This is a genomic window from Streptomyces hokutonensis (genome assembly GCF_042751305.1).
GTDB classification, from domain to species: domain Bacteria; phylum Actinomycetota; class Actinomycetes; order Streptomycetales; family Streptomycetaceae; genus Streptomyces; species Streptomyces hokutonensis_A.
In genome coordinates this window covers 724,495-742,166 of record NZ_JBHYWD010000002.1, presented here as the reverse complement: position 1 = coordinate 742,166, position 17,672 = coordinate 724,495, and the positions used below count along the sequence as shown (strand labels likewise).

10 protein-coding genes and 1 pseudogene are annotated in these 17,672 nt (G+C 73.8%); 9 read left to right on the top strand and 2 right to left on the bottom strand.

From position 1 onward, the window contains the following. Positions 1–24 precede the first annotated feature (24 nt). Positions 25–906: a serine hydrolase gene (locus tag ACFXC1_RS09525; protein WP_381240992.1), complete on the bottom strand. Its 882-nt coding sequence runs from the start codon at positions 904–906 to the stop codon at positions 25–27. Positions 907–1,190: 284 nt separating this feature from the next. Between ACFXC1_RS09525 and ACFXC1_RS09520 the strand changes: the two genes are divergently transcribed. Further along, complete coding sequence (locus ACFXC1_RS09520) at positions 1,191–2,006, top strand: SAM-dependent methyltransferase (RefSeq protein WP_381240990.1); 816 nt, start codon at positions 1,191–1,193, stop codon at positions 2,004–2,006. A gap of 106 nt (positions 2,007–2,112) precedes the next feature. Here ACFXC1_RS09520 and ACFXC1_RS09515 read toward each other — a convergent pair whose 3' ends face one another. Next, a complete protein-coding gene (locus ACFXC1_RS09515) occupies positions 2,113–2,289 on the bottom strand; it encodes a TetR family transcriptional regulator C-terminal domain-containing protein (RefSeq protein ID WP_381240988.1) in 177 nt (58 codons plus the stop codon). Between the two features lie 179 nt (positions 2,290–2,468). Between ACFXC1_RS09515 and ACFXC1_RS09510 the strand changes: the two are divergent. The 8 genes and pseudogenes from ACFXC1_RS09510 to ACFXC1_RS09475 all read left to right on the top strand — a co-directional run. Beyond that, positions 2,469–2,957: pseudogene (locus ACFXC1_RS09510) on the top strand (low temperature requirement protein A); the annotation flags it as partial. 93 nt (positions 2,958–3,050) lie between these two features. Then, the gene (locus tag ACFXC1_RS09505; RefSeq protein WP_381240986.1) at positions 3,051–3,476 is read left to right on the top strand and encodes a hypothetical protein; all 426 of its coding nucleotides are present in this window, start codon (positions 3,051–3,053) and stop codon (positions 3,474–3,476) included. 196 nt (positions 3,477–3,672) lie between these two features. Beyond that, positions 3,673–4,902, top strand: coding sequence for a PP2C family protein-serine/threonine phosphatase (locus ACFXC1_RS09500; protein WP_381240984.1), 1,230 nt, complete (start codon positions 3,673–3,675; stop codon positions 4,900–4,902). A gap of 273 nt (positions 4,903–5,175) precedes the next feature. Further along, on the top strand, positions 5,176–6,042 hold the full coding sequence (locus ACFXC1_RS09495) for a DUF4132 domain-containing protein (protein WP_381240982.1): 867 nt from the start codon (positions 5,176–5,178) through the stop codon (positions 6,040–6,042). After that, on the top strand, positions 6,039–10,931 hold the full coding sequence (locus ACFXC1_RS09490) for a DNA-binding protein (RefSeq protein ID WP_381240980.1): 4,893 nt from the start codon (positions 6,039–6,041) through the stop codon (positions 10,929–10,931). Before ACFXC1_RS09495 ends, ACFXC1_RS09490 begins: the two co-directional genes overlap by 4 nt. Positions 10,932–11,009: 78 nt before the next feature. Further along, entirely contained in the window at positions 11,010–12,170 is a 1,161-nt protein-coding gene (locus tag ACFXC1_RS09485; protein WP_381240978.1) for an ATP-binding protein, read from the top strand. Then, positions 12,167–15,682, top strand: a complete 3,516-nt coding sequence (locus ACFXC1_RS09480; protein ID WP_381240976.1) for a vWA domain-containing protein — start codon at positions 12,167–12,169, stop codon at positions 15,680–15,682. The genes ACFXC1_RS09485 and ACFXC1_RS09480 overlap by 4 nt, the downstream gene beginning before the upstream one ends. Further along, positions 15,679–17,553 (top strand): hypothetical protein, encoded by a 1,875-nt coding sequence (locus ACFXC1_RS09475; protein ID WP_381240974.1) that lies wholly within the window; start codon positions 15,679–15,681, stop codon positions 17,551–17,553. Before ACFXC1_RS09480 ends, ACFXC1_RS09475 begins: the two co-directional genes overlap by 4 nt. Positions 17,554–17,672: the final 119 nt, after the last annotated feature.

Sequence of the window (17,672 nt, the reverse complement as noted above, 5' to 3'; positions counted from 1 at the left end):
CACCGACGTCGGTACGTCTTCGAGTCAGCCTGCCGCCTGTGCCGAGGAGACCGCCGTGCGGGCCGCGCGTTCGACCGCCGCGATACCGCCCGGCATCGACACGTTGCCGGCGGAGAGGACCGCGACGAGGTAGTGGTGGGTTCCCGAGGTGACCTCTCCGACGCTGTTGATGTCCCACAGACCGGTGGTGCTGCGCTGCAGCCAGCCGTTCTTGAGCGCCCATCCGGCGTCGGAGGCCGCCGAGACGCCCCACGACTGTTCGGCGGCGATGCGGGTCATCAGCGTACGGATGTAGGTCCGGGACGCCTCGGTCAGTGCGGAACCGTTCGCGGACGAGGTCCCGCCGTCGGCGAAGACCGCCCGCAGCAGACGGATCTGGTCGGTCGCCGTGGTCTGGGTGAGTCCCCACTTGCCGGCGGCTCCGCCCACGGTCGAGGAGAGACCGAGGCGCTTGTTCGCCGCCTCCAGGCCGGGTGCCTGGCCTATCCGGCGCCAGAGTGCGTTCGCAGCGTCGTTGTCGCTGTGCTCGATCATCGCCGTGGCCCACGTACGTTCCTGCTGGGTGAGACCGCGTCCCGCGTCCTGGGCCTGGAGGAGCAGCGTGGCGAGGATGTCGACCTTGATGATGCTGGCCGTGTCGTAGGGGACGTCCTTCCCGCGCACCTGCGGCTTCAAGGCCGGGTGGTCCAGGTCCAGCACCGCGGTCGTCACGCGTGCCTCGCTCGTCGTGGCCGTCTGCGTGGTGACGGCTCCGGAGCGCGCCGGCGTGCCGGTGTCGGCCGCCGCGGCGGGACCGGCCACGGCGACCGCGAGAAGGGTGGACACGGCGCCGGCGAGGAGCGCCGCGCGGCGGCCGGGCGTGCTCGCGGCCGGTGTGGTGGGTCGGGGATTCGGTCGGTACGACATGGGGCCTCGGCGGTTCGGGGGCGGGGGCACAGAGCTGCGAACGTAGACGAGACGGCCGTTCCGTGACGTGACCAGTGCCACGAAAATGCCCTATGGGCACGATTTGTGAGGATAACCACTGCTGCCCGGCCCGCGGGGTCGGGCAGCGGCCCTCGTGGCCCGCGAGGTGCACGGGCCGGCACTCGGCTCCTCCGGTGAGGTGAACTGGCTTACGCGGCCGGGCCGTTGGGACGTAAGTTGAGCGGCGGACATCGCACACCCCGGCTGAAGGACGAACACCACCCATGCCAGACCAAGCAATGACGCCCGGACCGGCCGCCCAGCAGAAGATCGACACATCGGTGCCGCACTCGGCCCGGATCTGGAACTACTGGCTGGGCGGCAAGGACAACTACCCCGTCGACGAGCAGGCCGGCGACGCGTACACCGCCGTCTTCCCCGGCATCGTCACCATCGCCCGCAGCAGCCGCGCCTTCCTGCGCCGCAACATCACGTACCTGGTCTCCGAGGCGGGCATCCGGCAGTTCCTGGACGTCGGCACCGGCCTGCCGACCGCCGACAACACCCACCAGGTCGCCCAGCGGATCGCCCCCGAGGCCCGGATCGTCTACGTCGACAACGACCCGATGGTCCTCGCGCACGCCCACGCGCTGCTCTACTCCACGCCCGAGGGGGTGACCGCCTACGTGGACGCCAACGTGACGGACCCGGACCGCATCCTGGCGGAAGCCGCCAAGACGCTGGACCTCAGCCGCCCCACCGCGCTCATCCTCAGCAACATCCTGGGCCACGTCGCCACCCACGACCAGGCGCGCTCCATCGTCACCCGGCTGATGGACGCGCTGCCGTCCGGCAGTTACCTCTCCATCAACGACGGTTCGCGGGGCATCGACCCGGTCTTCGAGCAGGCCCAGGACGCCTACAACGAGAGCGGCGCCGTTCCCTACAACCTGCGCACCGTCGACGAGATCACGGCGTACTTCGACGGCCTGGAACTGGTGGACCCCGGTGTGGTCTCGGTCCCCCTCTGGCGCCCGGAGTCCATCTCCCCGGCGCCGGTACAGATCGGCGAGCACGGCGGCCTCGCCCGGAAGCCGTGACACCCCGAGCTCCACTCCGAAGCTCCTACTGATCGATCCCGGCGGGGGCGCCGGGACCCGGCTCGCGCCGGGCCGGTGCCCCAGACGGGCGGCGAAGGCCGATCGGTCAGGTCAGGTCGAGGTGCGGTTCGAAGGCCCGCAGCAGGAGTGAGCGCACGCGGTCCGGCCGCATCTCGGTCGAGCCGACGAGGATCTGCATCGCCAGGCCGTCGACCATCGCGGTGAACCGGTCGGCGAGGGCCTCGGCATCGACGCCGTCCGCACGCGACCTGGTCGAGCACAAGGAGGCCCGGGAACGCCACGACGACCGACCCGCGCGGCGTGGCTCCGCGCGGGGCCCGTCGCTCGCGCGGTCGCAGACGGAGCACCTGAGCGAGCGGCTCAGTCTCTTCGTCCTCATCGTGCTGGGCGAGGGCGTCGCCCAGGTCGTCGCAGCCACCTCCGACGCGGAGTGGGGCGGAGTGGGACAGGAAGCTGTGCGTCCTCGCCGTCGCGGCGTTCCTCCTGCTGGCCACGGTGTGGGCGTTGTCCTTCGAGCACGGCTACGCGGGGGTGCCGCATCTGACGGCGGGCGTCCTGCCCTCCCGTGCGAGGCTGCCCCTGCACTGTTTCGTGTCCGGTTGCCTCGCCACGCTGGCCGCCGCGCTGGGAGCCGCGGCCGAGCATCTCGACACGCTGCCGGACGCCACCCGGTGGCTGCTGTGCTCGTCGCTGGCGGGGTACTTCCTGCTCAGCGGGCTTGCCTGGCTGGGCAAAGCCCACCGCGAACGGCGCTGGCTGCTGTCGGTGGCTCTCCCCTGCTGCGTCCTGCCGCTGCTGCCGGCGGCGTTCGGCGCCCATGTGCACACCGTGACCGTGGTCTGGCTGCTCGTCGTGATCACCACCTGGCCGATCCTCTACGAGCGGCTGGTGACGAAGTCGTCGAAGGAGGCCGCGGTCACCGCGCCGTGAGCCATCGGGCGAGGTTGTACCGGTGGCGCGGACTCGGGCAGGCTGACTTCCCCGTCGCCAGGAGGAGCGCGACGACCCGAAGGAGTCTCCGGCATGATCGACTGGGTGCCTCTCCGTACCGGAGCACGACCCGTCCCCTCGCCCGTGGCCACGCCACTGGTCTGGGCGGCGGCATCAGGTGGCGCGTTGGTGCTCGTGGTGCTGCTCAACGCGCTGATAGGTCCCGATCGGCCCTCACCGGCCCTGGTCGCGCTGTCCCTGCTCTCCGTGCTGCTCGGTCTGTGCGCCCGTTTCACGGCGGCCCCAGGCACCGCGGTGCTGTGCTGGCTCTTCCTCAACGGCTTCGCCATACCGCCGGCCGGCACTCTCACCTGGGCCGGACACCGCGACACGCTCTGGCTCGGCTGCCTCTTCACCGCGGCCCTGCTGGGCACGGCTCTGGCCCGCCTCCTGCACGCCCGTGCCGCCTACCGCCGGGTCACCGCAGGGGCCGTCGGCTCGGCGGACACCGGATCATGAACGGCGTGGCCGCTCGTCGGGCAATACCATCGCCCGGCCGCCCACGTCGGGCCTCGCGGGCAGGCCACTCGGTCGGGTGACGGCCGGGGCATCATCGCTGCTTGGCGGACCGAAAAGTGCCGTTTCCGGGCTTCATGGCCAGATCCCTCTTATCGTGGAGCGACACAGTGACCATCGGCGTCGAAGCGGGCAGGCCATGCAGGATCCGGAGATCGACTACGCGGCGGTCTTCCGCGACCTGCCCGGCATGGTGGCGCTGCTCAGCCCCGAGCTGGTCTACCTCGACGCCAACGAGGACTTCCAGCGCCTGTCGGGACGCAAGCGCGAGGAACTGGTCGGCCGCTACATCTTCGACGTCTTCCCCGAGAACCCCAAGGACCCGGCGGCGGCCGGCATGCGCGAGACCCGGGAGTCGATGCTCCGCGCGGTGACCACCGGGGAGCGCGACACCATGGCCCTCCTCCGCTACGACATCGAGGACCCGCCGCTGTCCGGCCGGTGGGTGGAGCACTTCTGGAGCCCGGTCAACGCGCCCGTCCGCGGTCCGGACGGCGAGGTGATGCTGATCGTGCACCGGGTCGAGGAGGTCACCGAGTTCGTCCGGGGCTTCGGCGGCCAGTCCGACGACGGCCGGGCCCGGGTGCTGCAGGCCGAGCTGTACACCCGCGCGCGTGAGCTGCAGCAGGTCAACGAGCGGCTCCGCACGGCCCACGCCCACGAACGCGAGGTGGCCCTCACTCTGCAGGCGGCGATGCTGCCCCCGCCGCGCCCCGTCGGCCACCACCGGGCGGCCGTGCGCTACCGGCCCGCCGTGGGCGCCCTGAACGTCTGCGGCGACTGGTACGACCTGGTCGACCTGCCCGACGGCGGAATGGCGGTCGCCGTCGGCGACGTCGTCGGACACGGCCTGGCGGCGGCCTGTGCCATGGGCCAGCTGCGCAGCGCCCTGAGCGCGGCCTGCCGCGTCGCCGACGGGCCGGGCCCCGCGCTTGAGGCCCTCGGTCTGTACTCCCGTTTCGTCGAGGGCGCCGAGTCGGCCACCGCGGTCACGACGTTCATCGACTGGGACGACCACTCCATCACCTACAGCTGCGCGGGCCATCCGCCGCCGGCCCTGCTCGCCCCCGACGGTACGGTGACCTTCCTCGACCAGGCCACCGACCCGCCCCTGGGCGCCAGGCCCGAGCATGTCGGCCGGGTGCAGACGAGCGTCCCCTTCGCCGAGGGCGCCACCCTCGTGCTGTACACCGACGGACTGATCGAGCGTCGTACGGAGGACATCGACCGCGGTCTGGCCCGCCTCGCCGACTCCCTCGCCCGCCACCGGCACGCGGAACCCGAGTCCATGGCCGACGCCCTGCTCACCGATCTGCTCCCCGCCGAGGGCAACACCGACGACACGGCCCTGATCGTGCTGCGTCTGTGACGGCCCGTCAGTACGCGGCAGATGGCCGTGCGTTTGGCCTGAACTCGTAGCCCGGCGAACCGTCCGCCGGGCCTGTGCGCGTGCGCGGAACGGGCATGGCCGGGCGCCTCGTTCGCCGGTTTCGCCGATGGCTTCTCGCAGCCCGTCCACAGCTTCCCCGGCCGATTGTCAGTGATCGCCGCTAACGTTCCGCTTGTCGTCGCACAGATGTCGGGACGTCCCGGCTGAACTGTGCTTTCTTCGGGCTGTGTTGATGCGGAAGGCGGGGGCATCGTGGGTTGGCTGTCGGCGGGTGACGGGTATGAAGTCGCCCTGGTGGAGGGGCGGGTGGCGGCGCGTGCCACCGGGGGCCGGGCAGCGGGGCGGCAGTTGAAGTCCCTGCCGCGCGCGCTCAAGGACCACCCGGAGGTGGACCGGCTGCGGCGGTTCGCCGAATGGCTGGATCGGCACGCTGCCGGGTGCGTCGCCCAGGTCGACTCCTGGATGGTGTCGTCGCTGCCCGTCCCCACCGGCCTGCTGGTCCGCGTGTGGCCGGACGAGGCCTGGCAGTCGGCCCTGCGCGACCTGGCCGTGGTCGGCGACGACCCCGACGAGGTCGGTTTCCTCCGGGGCACCACCGAGGACGGCGAGCTCCGGGTGGTGAACCTCGACGGCGAGACGGTACGGCTGTCCCCGCGCACGGTGACCCTGCCGCACCCGGTGCTGCTGCCGGACCTCGACGACATCCGGGAGTTCGCGGCCGAGCTGGGCATAGTGCAACGCGTCGAGCAGATCCACCGGGCGACCTGGCGGCGCCCCGACGAACTCGCCGCCAAGGCCACCGAGATACGGGAGTTCGCCGGCGGTTCGTTCCGCTCCCGCTTCGCCCTGGCCGCCCGCGCCAGTTCGCTGGGCTACCGCGTCTCCGGCGGCTACTCCACGGCCCGGGTGCGCGACGGCGGGCGCACCGTCGAGGCCTCCGTATGGATCGGGGAGCCGTACTGGGAGGACACGGTGGAGACGGGGAGCCTCAGCTGGCAGGACCAGGACGGCCGTGCCCTGCCGTTGCGGGAGGTGGGACCGGTGGCCTGGTCCGAGGGGATGCGGATGGCGGCGGCACTGTACGCCGGGCGTGACATCGAGGAAGGCAAGAGCGCATGAGCGGGGGGACGCAGGTGTCGTACGAGGAGATGCTCGCGGCGGGGGCAGTGCTGCCGCCGGACGCGGAGGGCGCCGGTGAGCGGGCGGTGCCGCTGACGGCGCGCACCTATCGGCATCCGGGTCTGGACGACCGGGTGGTGGTGCGGCTGGTCGCCGGGGAGTTGGGCGCGGCGGAGGACCTGGCCGCCGGTTTCCTCGGCCTGGAGCAGGCTGCCGAACCGGCCGTGGTGGGGCTGGGGCTCCGTCAGTCGCTGGGCTTCCCGGAGTGGGTGCTGGTGCACCACCCCGAGGACGGGCACCACGCGCTCGGTGTCGTACCGGACCTGGAGCGGGCCGCCCGGCAGGCGAAGTCCCGGCCCAAGACCGCGCTGGACGCCTACGTGGAGCTCGGCGCCCGGCTTGCGGCCTCCGTGCCGCACTTCCTGCCGACCTTCTACGAGCAGGCGGGCCGGGTGTTCCTCGCCGAGGAAAACGCCACGTACGCTGCCCAGTTGTTCACCCGGGCCCGGAAGGCCGAGGCGGAGCACGGGCTGGTCATCGAGGAGGACCGTCTCGACGCGGTGTTCCTGGAGTTCGCGCTGGCGGGCGCGCTGCCGGTGAAGGTGCTGTCCTCCTACGGCAAGGAGCTGGCCGCGCGGGTGCCGGCCGAGGAGGCGCTGCGGCGATTCACCCGGCTGTGTCTGCGCCGTACCACGGGCGGTCTGCCGCCGTCCGCGCAGATGGCGGGCGACCTGCGCAAGCTGGCCCGCGCCGCCGGGCAGGACGCCGATCGCGCCGAGCAGGACTACCTGTCCGAGCTGCTCGGTCTGCCGGCCACGCTGCGGGCCGCGGCCGGCTGGTGGAAGGGCCACCGTGCCGCGCTGGTGGCACTGGCCGCGCGCGAGCGGCAGGTGCGCGGAACCCTGCTGGACATGATCCCCGCGGGCCACGACGACGAGATGCCCGCGCTGTGGCTCCAGGTGCTGGAGGATTCCGGTGCCGCGGCGGGGCTGTGGGATGCCGCGCTGCCCGAGGAGGAGCGTCCCCGGGACGGCACGGCGGGGTGGCTGGAGCGTTTCCTGACGTTCCGTGAGCGGGCCCGGTCCTGGCGCGGCTCGACCCGGATGCCTCAGCTGTACCCGCTCGTGGAGCGGATCGCGGACCGGCTGCGGGCCGAACTCGCCGCGTCCGGCGGCGCGTTGAAAGTCACCCACGACATCGACCTGATCGACCTGCTGCTGTCCCTGGACGTACCGGTGGCGGCTCCGAAGCGGGGCCACGCCCTGCCGCTGGAGCAGTGGGCGATGGGCGACGGACACCGGGACCTGCTGCTCCTGGGCGCCGACGCCCGGTTCCAAGACGCCTTCCTGAAGGGCGCGGACCGGTTCGGCGACAACGACTCGGGCCTGCGGGCCATCCGGCTGCTCGCGCAGTCGCCCGGCTGCCGTCCGTTGCTGGCCCAGTGGGTGCGCACGGTCGTCGAGCGGTTCACGGCGGTCGGTCTGCCGCAGCTGCCCGACGCGCTGGCCCGCCTGAAGTGGCTGCCCGCCGAGGCGCTGGCGCTGGCCGAGGCGGACGTCCGCGCGGCGGTGGCCACCGACCTCACCCCCGTGCTGGCGCGGACCCTGCGGGCCGGTCTCTTCGACGAACTCGGCTGGCCCGCCTGGGAGGAGGCGGCGGCCGCTCTCGTGCCGAAGGACCGGGTGGAGGACCTGGTCGTCGCCGACGCCTGGCCCCACCTCGTGGTGGCCGGCGAGGCCCAGGCCCGCGTGATCGGCGCCGAGGGCACCCTGCTCACCCACGACCTGCGCATCCCGTCGGGCGAGCGGTACGGCGACCCCGGCTTCCACCACGTCGACGGCGAACTCCTCGTCTACTGGAACAGCCGAAACGACGGCCTGCGCGGCTACTGGCACACCCGTGCCGACCGGGTCGAGAAGCTCGATGGCCCGCGGGGTACCCGCGGCACCGAAATGGACTGGTACAAGGGCAACTTCCCCATCACTCTGCCGCTGCCCGGCGGCGGCCGGGCCACCGGCCGGGGTGTGCTGCACGCCGGGGACACCACCGTGCCCGAGGAGCGACCGCTTCTCTTCGACGGCTCCAACTACTGGGTCTGGCACGCGGATTCCGAGGACCCGGAGGCTCGCGGCTGGTACGAGTACGACCCGGCCACCGACGAGCGCGGACGCATGAGCCGGCCGGCCTTCCTGGCCGACGCGCTGCGCGACGCACCGCCGGGCAGCACCTTCGCCGGGGGTCGGCTGCGGCCCTCCCCCACGACCGGCGCCGCCCCCGCCTCGGCACCTGTCGACGGCCTTGTGGGCCTGCGCAGGCTGGAACTCCCCGACGGCTCCACGCGGGTCGAGGATCTCGCCGGACACACCCTCACGCTGCCCGCCCAGGCGGGCCGGCCGTACACGCTGGTGATGTTCCCCGGAGCGGAGCGGCCCACCGCGGTCGTGCGCAACGGCTGGCAGCTCGACCTGGTCGACGCGGACGGAGTCGTCACCGCCTGGGCGAAGACCGACCGGACGGCGGGCGTGTTCGGCGAGGGCACTCTGCTGCTGCCGCCGATGCAGTACTGGGAGTGCCTGACCCCGCGCGACCCGGCGGGCTCCACGGGACTGCGCCTCATCGACCGGGACACCACCGCCGCCCTGCTGTCGGCCGCCGGCGACAAGGAACCGGAGGCGCTGCCCGCCGCGATCCGCACGCTGCTGCACGTCACCCACCCCGCTCTGCTCGCGGGCATCGCCGGGGTCGTGCGGTACGCGGCGGCCCAGCAGGCGGTCCTGGACGCGGCGGCGACCCGGCTCACCCTGGCCCTGGAAGGCGGCGTGGCGGACGAGGGTCCGGCCGGTCCGACGGACAGTCTGCTGCGCGACGCGATGAGCGGTCTCGGCGCGTCGAACGGCTACTGGTGGAACCGCGACGACCAGGCCGACACCGTCTTCCGCGCCCTGCGGGTGCTGACCCGTGCCACCGATGCCACCGACGTCGTACCGGAGCCGTCCGATGGCCGGCTCCACCTCGACGGGCCCGAACTGCCTGTCGGACAGCCGGAGTTGCACACCCTGCTCGGACGGGTGACGGCCCTCGCCTACCGGGCGGCGGCCGGTACCACCGCAGACGAGCACCGCGAGGCACTTCGGCAACTGCTGGCCGGATTCGAGCAGTTGGGGCTCGGTGTGCCCGATCGCTGGCGCACGGTGACCCTGCACCTGGACGCGCACCGACTGCGGCTGGCCTCGGGCAACTGGCGGGAGGGCTCCTGGAACGGGCTGCTGCCGCTGGCGGACGGCGCCTTCGTCGCGGTGACCGGTCACGGGTCCCGGGACGACGACGGCTGCACTTTCACCGGCCTGTTCCACGACCCGACCGGACGGTTCGCAGCTCCGGAGCCGTACAAGGTCCTGGCCTGTGACCCGGTCGGCGAGGACGAACAGCCGGGCAGGATCGGTGTGTTCCTCGCCGCGCTCGCCGAGCGCGGTCCGGCGCCGTGGTTCCCTGACGCGGCCGAGGAGTTCGCCCGGCTGACCGGTGTCACCGAGACGATGGCCCGGCTCGTCGTCGCCGGGCTGCCGGGAGTCGACGCCTACGAGCGGACCTTCCTCACCACCGAGGCCCGCAATGTCATCGGGGTGAAGGTCGCCCCTGCGGCGGTCGCCAAGTACGAACTGCGTGCCGTCGACAGTGCCGTCCGCGCCGCGGTCGTGGCCGCACTGCTGCCCGCCGACCCGGTGCGCCTGTGGACCGATGGCCCGGACGTGGCGGCGGGTGCGGCGGTGTGGAACAGCAGGCTCGGCAAGCGTCCCGCCATCCCCGAGGACCTGCTCAGCGACGGCATCCGCGCCTTCAAGCACGCGCCGTGGCCGGTACGGGAGGCGCTGCCCGCGCTGCTGGACCCGGCCCGTGCCCCGCAGCTCAGCCGGGATCTGCGGTGGGAGGTCAACGGCGACCGGGTGCGACCGGTCGGCAACGACACGGCCGGGTTCACCACGCAGACCCTGGTCGGCTCGGTCGGCCTCGCCGCGTGGCTCGCCCACCGGCTGCCCGCCGGCGACCCGATCCGCGCCGCGCTGCCGCCCGCGCTCACCGCGGTGCGTCAACGTCTGGCCGCTCCCGGTCTGATGCTCGACCTCGGCCCGTACATCAGCCTCCCCGCGTTCCGGAAGACGGCGGGCACTCCCACCGAGACCGGCCCGGGATTCGAGCGCTACGGCGCCGTCGTCCTGGCCACCCACGACGACCAGCCGGCCCCGGGCATCCGGGTCGACCTCCTCGACGAGGCCGGCCAGGACCCCTATCTGCCCGCGACCCGCGTCGACGACCGTCCGTTCCCGGCCGAGGTCGCCCTGCGGCTGGTCCGCGACCCCCGGTTCGCGGCCCTCCTCGCCGATCCCGGCGAGCCGATCGCGGGCGAGTGGGACAAGGACGGCACCTGGTGGCCCCAGCACCCGGGCCACTCCGTGCCCGACCTGGTCGTCGAGGTGGCCAAGGAGTACGGCCTCGGCGAGGACGCGGCCACGCTGTATCTGATGCTGCTCGCCATGCCCGACCCGACCGACCGCACGACGGCCCGGTGGACGGGCTGGAAGCCGGCCCGTCTCAAGGCGGCCCGCGCCGAATTGGCCGCCACCGACCTCGTGGTCGAGGCCACCCGGACCAGGGCGGGCCGCTCGCTCTTCCTGCCCGGCGGCTGGGCCGAACAGCCGTCCCCGCGCGTTCCGTTGGAGCGCTGGAAACTGCCGCTCTTCGACCTCGTCGACGGCGATCAGACGCCCCTCGGCGTGATCGTGCCGACCGAACCGGTCGCGGACCTGTACCGCAGAGCGTGGCAGCGGGTCCTGGAGGGCGACGCTCCCCGGTTCGAGGAGCTGAAGGTGCGCCGGGGCCGCCGCCGCTGACGGACGCCGTATCGGGGCGTCGGACATCACCGGCGCCCCCTCAATAACGACCAACAGACCTACCCGGCAAGGACTTTCATGACCCCGACCGACACGGCAACGGCCCTGCCCACCCGGCAGACGCTGCCCGCCGAAGAGCGCCACGCCACCGAACTCGCCTTCCTCGCCGCCCACGACGAGGGCCCGCGCCCGCCCGGCTGGCGGCTGACGCCCCGATCCGTCATCACCTTCGTCTGCGGCAGCGCCGGCGAGGCCCTCAAGCTGCCCAAGCCGCACGAGACACTGCCCCGCGAACTCGTCGTAGCCCCCAAGTTCGTCGGTGAACGCGCCCTGGTGGAGCGGTGCGTGGTCACGCTCGCCGGAGAACGCGGACTGCTGCTCGTCGGTGAGCCCGGCACGGCCAAGTCGATGCTCTCGGAGCTGCTGGCGGCGGCCGTCTGCGGCACCAGCGCGCTCACCGTGCAGGGCACCGCGGGCACCACCGAGGACGCCCTGCGCTACGGCTGGAACTACGCCCTCCTGCTCGCCCAGGGCCCCACTCCCCAGGCGCTGGTGGACTCGCCCGTGCTCGGCGCGATGCGCTCGGGACGGGTGGCGCGCGTCGAGGAGATCACCCGCTGCCTGCCGGAGGTGCAGGACGCGCTGGTGTCGATCCTCTCCGACCGGCGGATGAGCGTGCCCGAGCTGTCCGGCACGGACGAGGCGCAGGTCGCCGCCGCCCCGGGCTTCACCGTCATCGCCACCGCCAACCTGCGCGACCGCGGCGTGTCGGAGATGTCCGCCGCGCTCAAGCGTCGCTTCAACTTCGAGACGGTGCGTCCGATCGCGGACGTCGACGCCGAGACCGCGCTCGTGAAACGGCAGGCTGTCGCGGCCGTCGAGCGGGCGGGCGCCGCCTTCGACGTCGACGACGCGGTGCTCGACGTCCTGGTGACCGTCTTCCGTGATCTGCGGGCCGGGCGTTCGGCCGAGGGCTGGGACGTGGAGCGTCCGGGCACGGTGATGTCCACCGCGGAGGCGGTACAGGTCGCTGTCTCTCTCGGGGTGGCCACCGCCTACCTGCCCGCCGGGGACCCCCTCGACCTGGTGCCCGGCCATCTCCTGGGCGTGGTCCGCAAGGACGATCCCTCCGACCACGCGCGCCTGTTGGGCTACTGGGACGGCCCGGTGCGCCGCCGCGCCGAGGACGGCTCCGCGACCTGGCGCCGCCTCTGGGACCTGCGGGAGAACCTTCGGTGACGATCGCTCAGGACCCGAGGGCCGCGCTCGACACCCTGGCCGACTCCGTGGTGCCCTACCTGCTGGGCGTACGACACCACAGCCCGGCGCTCGCCGCCGCCGTGCCCGCGCTGCTGGACGCGGCCGGTGCCGAGGTGGTGTGCGTGGAACTGCCGGTGGACTTCCAGCCGTGGCTGACCCACCTCGGCGCGCCCGGCACGCTCGCGCCGGTCGCGCTCGCGGGTGCCGGTGCGGACGGACGGCTCGGCTTCTACCCGTTCGCCGACTTCTCGCCCGAACTCGCCGCGGTCCGCTGGGCTCGGGAGCGCGGAGTGGAGGTCGTCTGCTGCGACCTGCCGATGGCCGACGCGCGCTGGCACGCGGAGGGGCCCGAGCGCGCCGAGGCGCCTGACCATCCTGCGCCTGTTTCCTTCGCGCAGGCGCTCACCGCGGCCGGGACCGGCCGTGACGGGGACGACCTGTGGGACCGCAGCGTGGAGGTCCTCGCCCCCGGCTGCGCACCCGAATCGCTGCGCCGGGCCGCCCTGGGCGTGGGCTGGGCGCTGCGCCAGGACGCCGAGTCGTCGGGCGGCGTCCCCATGGTGGACCTGGCGCGCGAGGCGCACATGCGGGAGACGATCGCCCTCGCGGCGGCCGGCGGGCGCCGGGTCGCGGCGGTGATCGGCGCCTTCCACGCATCGGCGCTGACCGCCGGCGCAGGGGTGGAGGGGACGGCATCGGTGTCCCCCGGGGAGCCCTCGTCCGTCGTCACCTCCCTGGTCCCGTACGCGTTCGATCTCCTGGACTCACGGTCCGGCTATCCGGCCGGGATCCGCGACCCGCGCTGGCAGCAGGCGGTGTTCGGCGCGGGGGGCGATCCCGAGCTGCTCCACGACGCAGCCGCGCGGGCCATTACGGGAGTGTGCCGGGAGTTGCGCGCGGCCGGGCACACGGCGGGGACCGGCGAGGCCCGCGAGACGCTGCGGGTGGCCTGCGACCTCGCCCGGTTGCGCGGGCTCCCCGCACCGGGCCGGGGCGAGGTGCTGGAGGCGCTGACGTCCGTGATGGGGCAGGGCGAGCCGCTCGGCCGGGGGCGTGCTCTCGCGCGGGCCCTGGAAGTGGTCCTCGTGGGTACCGAGCGCGGCCGGGTCGCGCCGGGCACCCCGCGCTCCGGGCTCGGCCCGTCGGTCGAGTCCGAACTCGCCGCGCTGCGGCTGCCCGGCCCGGACGACCCCGCTTCGCGTGAACTGCGCCTGGACCCGCTCCGTTCGCCCCTCGACAACCGGCGCGAGATCCTCCTCCGGCGGCTCGACGTGTGCGGGGTGGGATACGGCGAGCCGATCGAGGTGTCCGGTACGGGCGACGCCTCCGCGCTGACCACTCGGTGGCGGCTGGCGTGGGTCCCGTCCGTGCCCGTCCGGCTGGACCTGGCCGGGGTGCGGGGCGTGACCGCCGCGCTCGCGGCGGAGGGGACGCTGCGGGAGACCTTCCGCAGGGAGTCCTCGGAGGGCGGCCCCACAAGTGCCCTCGTCCTGACGGGACTCCGGGACGCCGCCCGCTGCGATCTGCCCACCCTGGTCGCCCAGCGGCTGACCGAGGCCGCCGAGGTGCTGCCCGCCTCCGCGACGCTCCCCGAACTCCTCACCGGACTCGACCTGTTGGAGGCGCTGCGCCGGGACCATCTGCCCGGCACCACGCCCGGGACCCGACAGGCGGCGGGCGTACTCGCCGCCGATCTGCTGGAGTCGGCGGTACGGTCCCTGCCGGGTCTGGCGGGCAGCGACGACCCCGAGGAGGCCGCCGCGCTCGTGGCCCTGGCGACCCGCGCCGCCGACCACCGCCTGGGACTGCGCATGGACGAAGCCCTCGGCGGTCTCGCGCACACCGGCTCGCCCCTCGTCCAGGGAGCCGCTCTCGCCTGCCGGGTCCTGCTCGACCTGGACGACCCCGACGCTCTCGGCGCACGGGCGGCTGGTTGGATCGATGCCGCCACCGGCCCCGACGGACGGCACGCGCTGGCCCGCAGACTCGCCGGACTGCTGACCGGGGCCGCACCGCTGCTCCAGTCGGCGCCGGCCGCGCTCGACCCGCTGCTCGACCGGGTCGACTCGCTCGCCGACCAGGCGTTCCTTGACCGGCTGCCCGCCCTGCGCGGCGGCTTCGACACGCTGTCCCCGGCGGGCCGCGACCGTCTGCTGAACACGGTCACGGAGCGGCTGGGCGACCGCCTCGACCTCATCCTGTCCGCCTCCCCGCGCCTGCTCGCCCTGTGGGCGGCGGCGGACGAGGCCGGCCGTACGGCGGTGGAGGCCCTGCGAGCGGCACGCCCGACGCCCCGCCCTGCCGATGCTCCGGAACCAGAACCCGCCACCCCATGGCCCGTGCCGGTGCCGGACCCGTCGATCGATGACGCACTGCGTCTCACGCCGACGGACCGGTGGCGGCTGCTCCTCGGCAGGGAGAGCGACAAGTTGCCTGCGGGCGCCCGCCGTTACGCGCACGCGCTCGACGAGCTGTACGGCAGGGGTCGCGGCGAGGGTTCCTCGGACCTGGGCCGGGACAACGGCCCCGGCGGGCAGGACGCCTCATTCCCGACCGCGCGTGAGTGGGCCGAGGAACTCCAGGCGCTGTTCGGCGCGGAGGTACGCGAGGAGGTGCTCGCCCGCGCCGCCGATCAGGGTCGCAGCGACGTACTGGCCGAGCTCGACCCCAAGTCCGTACGTCCCTCCGTCGATCTGCTGACATCCGTGCTGTCGCTGGCCGGTGGGATGCCCGAACAGCAGCTGGCCCGGCTGCGACCGCTGGTGCGCCGGCTGGTCGACGAGCTGGCCAAGGAGCTGGCCACCCGGATGCGGCCCGCGCTGAGCGGCCTGGCCACGCCTCGGCCGACTCGCCGTCCTGGAGGGCGGATCGACCTGCCGCGCACCTTGCGGGCGAACCTGGCGCACGCCCGCAAGAGGGCCGACGGCAGCACTCTGGTCGTGCCGGAGCGGCCGGTGTTCAGTACCCGTTCGCGCAAGGAGGCGGACTGGCGGTTGATCCTGGTGATCGACGTGTCCGGGTCGATGGAGGCCTCCGTGATCTGGTCGGCGCTGACCGCGGCCGTACTGGGCGGAGTGCCCACGCTCAGCACACACTTCCTGGCGTTCTCGACCGACGTGATCGACCTGACGGACAAGGTCGAGGACCCGCTGTCCCTGCTGCTGGAGGTGCGGGTGGGCGGCGGCACCCACATCGCGGCCGGTCTGGCCCACGCCCGCTCCCTGGTGACCGTACCCAGCCGGACCCTCGTCGTGGTGGTGAGCGACTTCGAGGAGGGCTATCCACTGGGCGGACTCCTGGGCGAGGTACGGGCGTTGGCGAGTTCCGGGGTGCATCTGATGGGCTGCGCCGCCTTGGACGACTCCGGCACCCCGCGCTACTCGGTGCCCGTCGCCCGGCAACTCGTCGCGGCCGGGATGCCCGTCGCCGCCCTCAGTCCTCTCGCCCTCGCCCGCTGGGTGGGCGAACGCCTCCGCGGAGAGTCCCGATGAACCCCGAACTGCCCCCGGTGGCGCCCGAGGTGGCCGCTGCCGCCGTGGAGGCCCTGACCTCCCGGCTGCGCAAGAAGCTGGATGCCGCGATCGAGACGTACGTGGCCGCGCCTGTCACCGTCGAGGGTGCCGTGCGGCGGGTGCGGTGCGGTGAGGACGCGGAGGTCGTCCTCACTCCGGGCCCTTCCGGGGCGGTCACCGACGCCGGAGAGGCCATGTGTAGTTGTCTGCTGGCCCCGAGGTGTCTGCACCTCGCCGCCGTGCTCGGCGCGTGTCCGGTGGCCGACGCGGAGACGGCCGTAGCCCAGGAGGTCGAGTCGCCGGCGCAGGACACCGTCCAAGCCGTCGTCGGTGTGTCCGAAGCGGACATCGCCGGACCGCCGCCGCAGACGGGCCCCACGGACGCGCAGTTGACCGCCGCCCGCTCGCTGTGGGCCGCCGCGGCTGCGGTTCTGGCCGCCGGGGTGCCCGCTGCGGGCGCGGTGGCGCAGGCGGAGGTGCTGCGCGCCTCGCACACCGCGCGCCTCGCCGGGCTGCACCGCGCGGAGGCGGCGGCGCTGCGGGTGGTCCGAGGCCTGCGGGGCGCGCGGTCGCGTCATGACGGCCACCGGCTGGCCGACCTGGTCGCCGATCTGCGTGAACTGCTGTTGACCACAGGCCTGTTGGCGGCAGCGGATCCGGCCCCGGCGCTGGTGGGAACCGCCCGCCGCAGCTACCGGCCGGAGGGCGCGCTGCGTGTGCACGGGGTGTGCCGGGAGCCGGTGATCTCCGCGACCGGGTACGGCGGGGTGGTCACCCATGTCATCTCCGACGACGGGCGCTGGTTCACCGTCGCGGACGTGAAGCCGGGGGGTCCCGCCCGTGCGCGCGGAGCCGCGACGGCCACGGTCGCGCTCGGTTCGGGCAGCGTCGACCATGCCGGGCTCTCCCGTGGCGGGCTGCTGATCTCGGGGGCGACGCTGTCCCCGGACGGCCGTCTCGGCGCCGGCAAGGGAGTCCGGGCGACGCCGGTCGCGGGTCGGTCCTGGACCTCGGGACCATTGGCCGCCCTGTTCGCGCGACCGCTCGCCGAGGCCGTCGCGGCCCGGCTCGGAGATGTTCCGGTGAGCGATCCGGAGGGGGCCGAGCGGTCGGCCGGTGAACTGATCGGCTGTGATCTGGTCATCGTCGGAGTGGTCGAACAGCACTTGCTCGCCCAGGAGTTGACCTCCGGCCGGGCGGACCCGGACGGCCCCCTGATCCGTCTCCTGCCGGCCAACGGCCACCCCGACCTCACCCACACCGCGAACCTTCGCCGGCTGGCGTCCCGCCCCGGGCTGCGACTGCGCGTCGTCGGCCGGCTCGATCCCGATCGCACGGCCACACTCCGGCCGCTCGCCGTAGGCCCGACGCCGGAACCGGATGAAACCAGGGCGATGACCCTGCGGCTGCCCGCGGAGTGGCAGGGCCATGCCGATCTGGGCTACGACCGCCTCGAAGGCGGCCATCTGCCGCCCGCCGACGCTCTCTTGGAGGCGGCCGGGCTCCCCCGGATCCCGTCCGACCCGGTGGCCGAGGCGCCGTTGTGGCGGCTGCGGCGGTTGGTCGAGGTCGCCGTGTCCGGCGGGCGCAGGGCCGCTGCCGAGCCCGCGCGCGACGGCGACCGGGCCGGGGCCGTCGTAGCGCTGCGGCGCGCCGGTTTCCGGACGGCCGCGGATCTGTCGCACGCGCTCGCGGCGGAGGCGGACCGGCGTGGGCGAGATGTGTTCGGCCGCACCGAGGAAGCCGACCCTGAGGGGTACGCGCGCGCCTGGCTCGCCGCGGCCGTCTATCTGGCCGGGACCGAGCGGGCGCTGGTCCGGGCCACATGGGGGCCGCCGGACGCCACCTGACCGCCGGACCGACTGCCCGGGCGCCGACCGTCGTACGGCGCCTGAACCGTTCCCGGAACGGGGGGGGGGGGCGGCGGGCCCCCCCCCGGGGGGCGCGGGCGCGCCCCCCCCCCCCCCCC

Bases quoted from the DNA above. Each gene is read 5' to 3' on its own strand.
- ACFXC1_RS09525 (WP_381240992.1), bottom strand. From the start codon at position 906: ATGTCGTACCGACCGAATCCCCGACCCACCACACCGGCCGCGAGCACG.
- ACFXC1_RS09520 (WP_381240990.1), top strand. From the start codon at position 1,191: ATGCCAGACCAAGCAATGACGCCCGGACCGGCCGCCCAGCAGAAGATC.
- ACFXC1_RS09505 (WP_381240986.1), top strand. From the start codon at position 3,051: ATGATCGACTGGGTGCCTCTCCGTACCGGAGCACGACCCGTCCCCTCG.
- ACFXC1_RS09500 (WP_381240984.1), top strand. From the start codon at position 3,673: ATGCAGGATCCGGAGATCGACTACGCGGCGGTCTTCCGCGACCTGCCC.
- ACFXC1_RS09490 (WP_381240980.1), top strand. From the start codon at position 6,039: ATGAGCGGGGGGACGCAGGTGTCGTACGAGGAGATGCTCGCGGCGGGG.
- ACFXC1_RS09485 (WP_381240978.1), top strand. From the start codon at position 11,010: ATGACCCCGACCGACACGGCAACGGCCCTGCCCACCCGGCAGACGCTG.
- ACFXC1_RS09475 (WP_381240974.1), top strand. From the start codon at position 15,679: ATGAACCCCGAACTGCCCCCGGTGGCGCCCGAGGTGGCCGCTGCCGCC.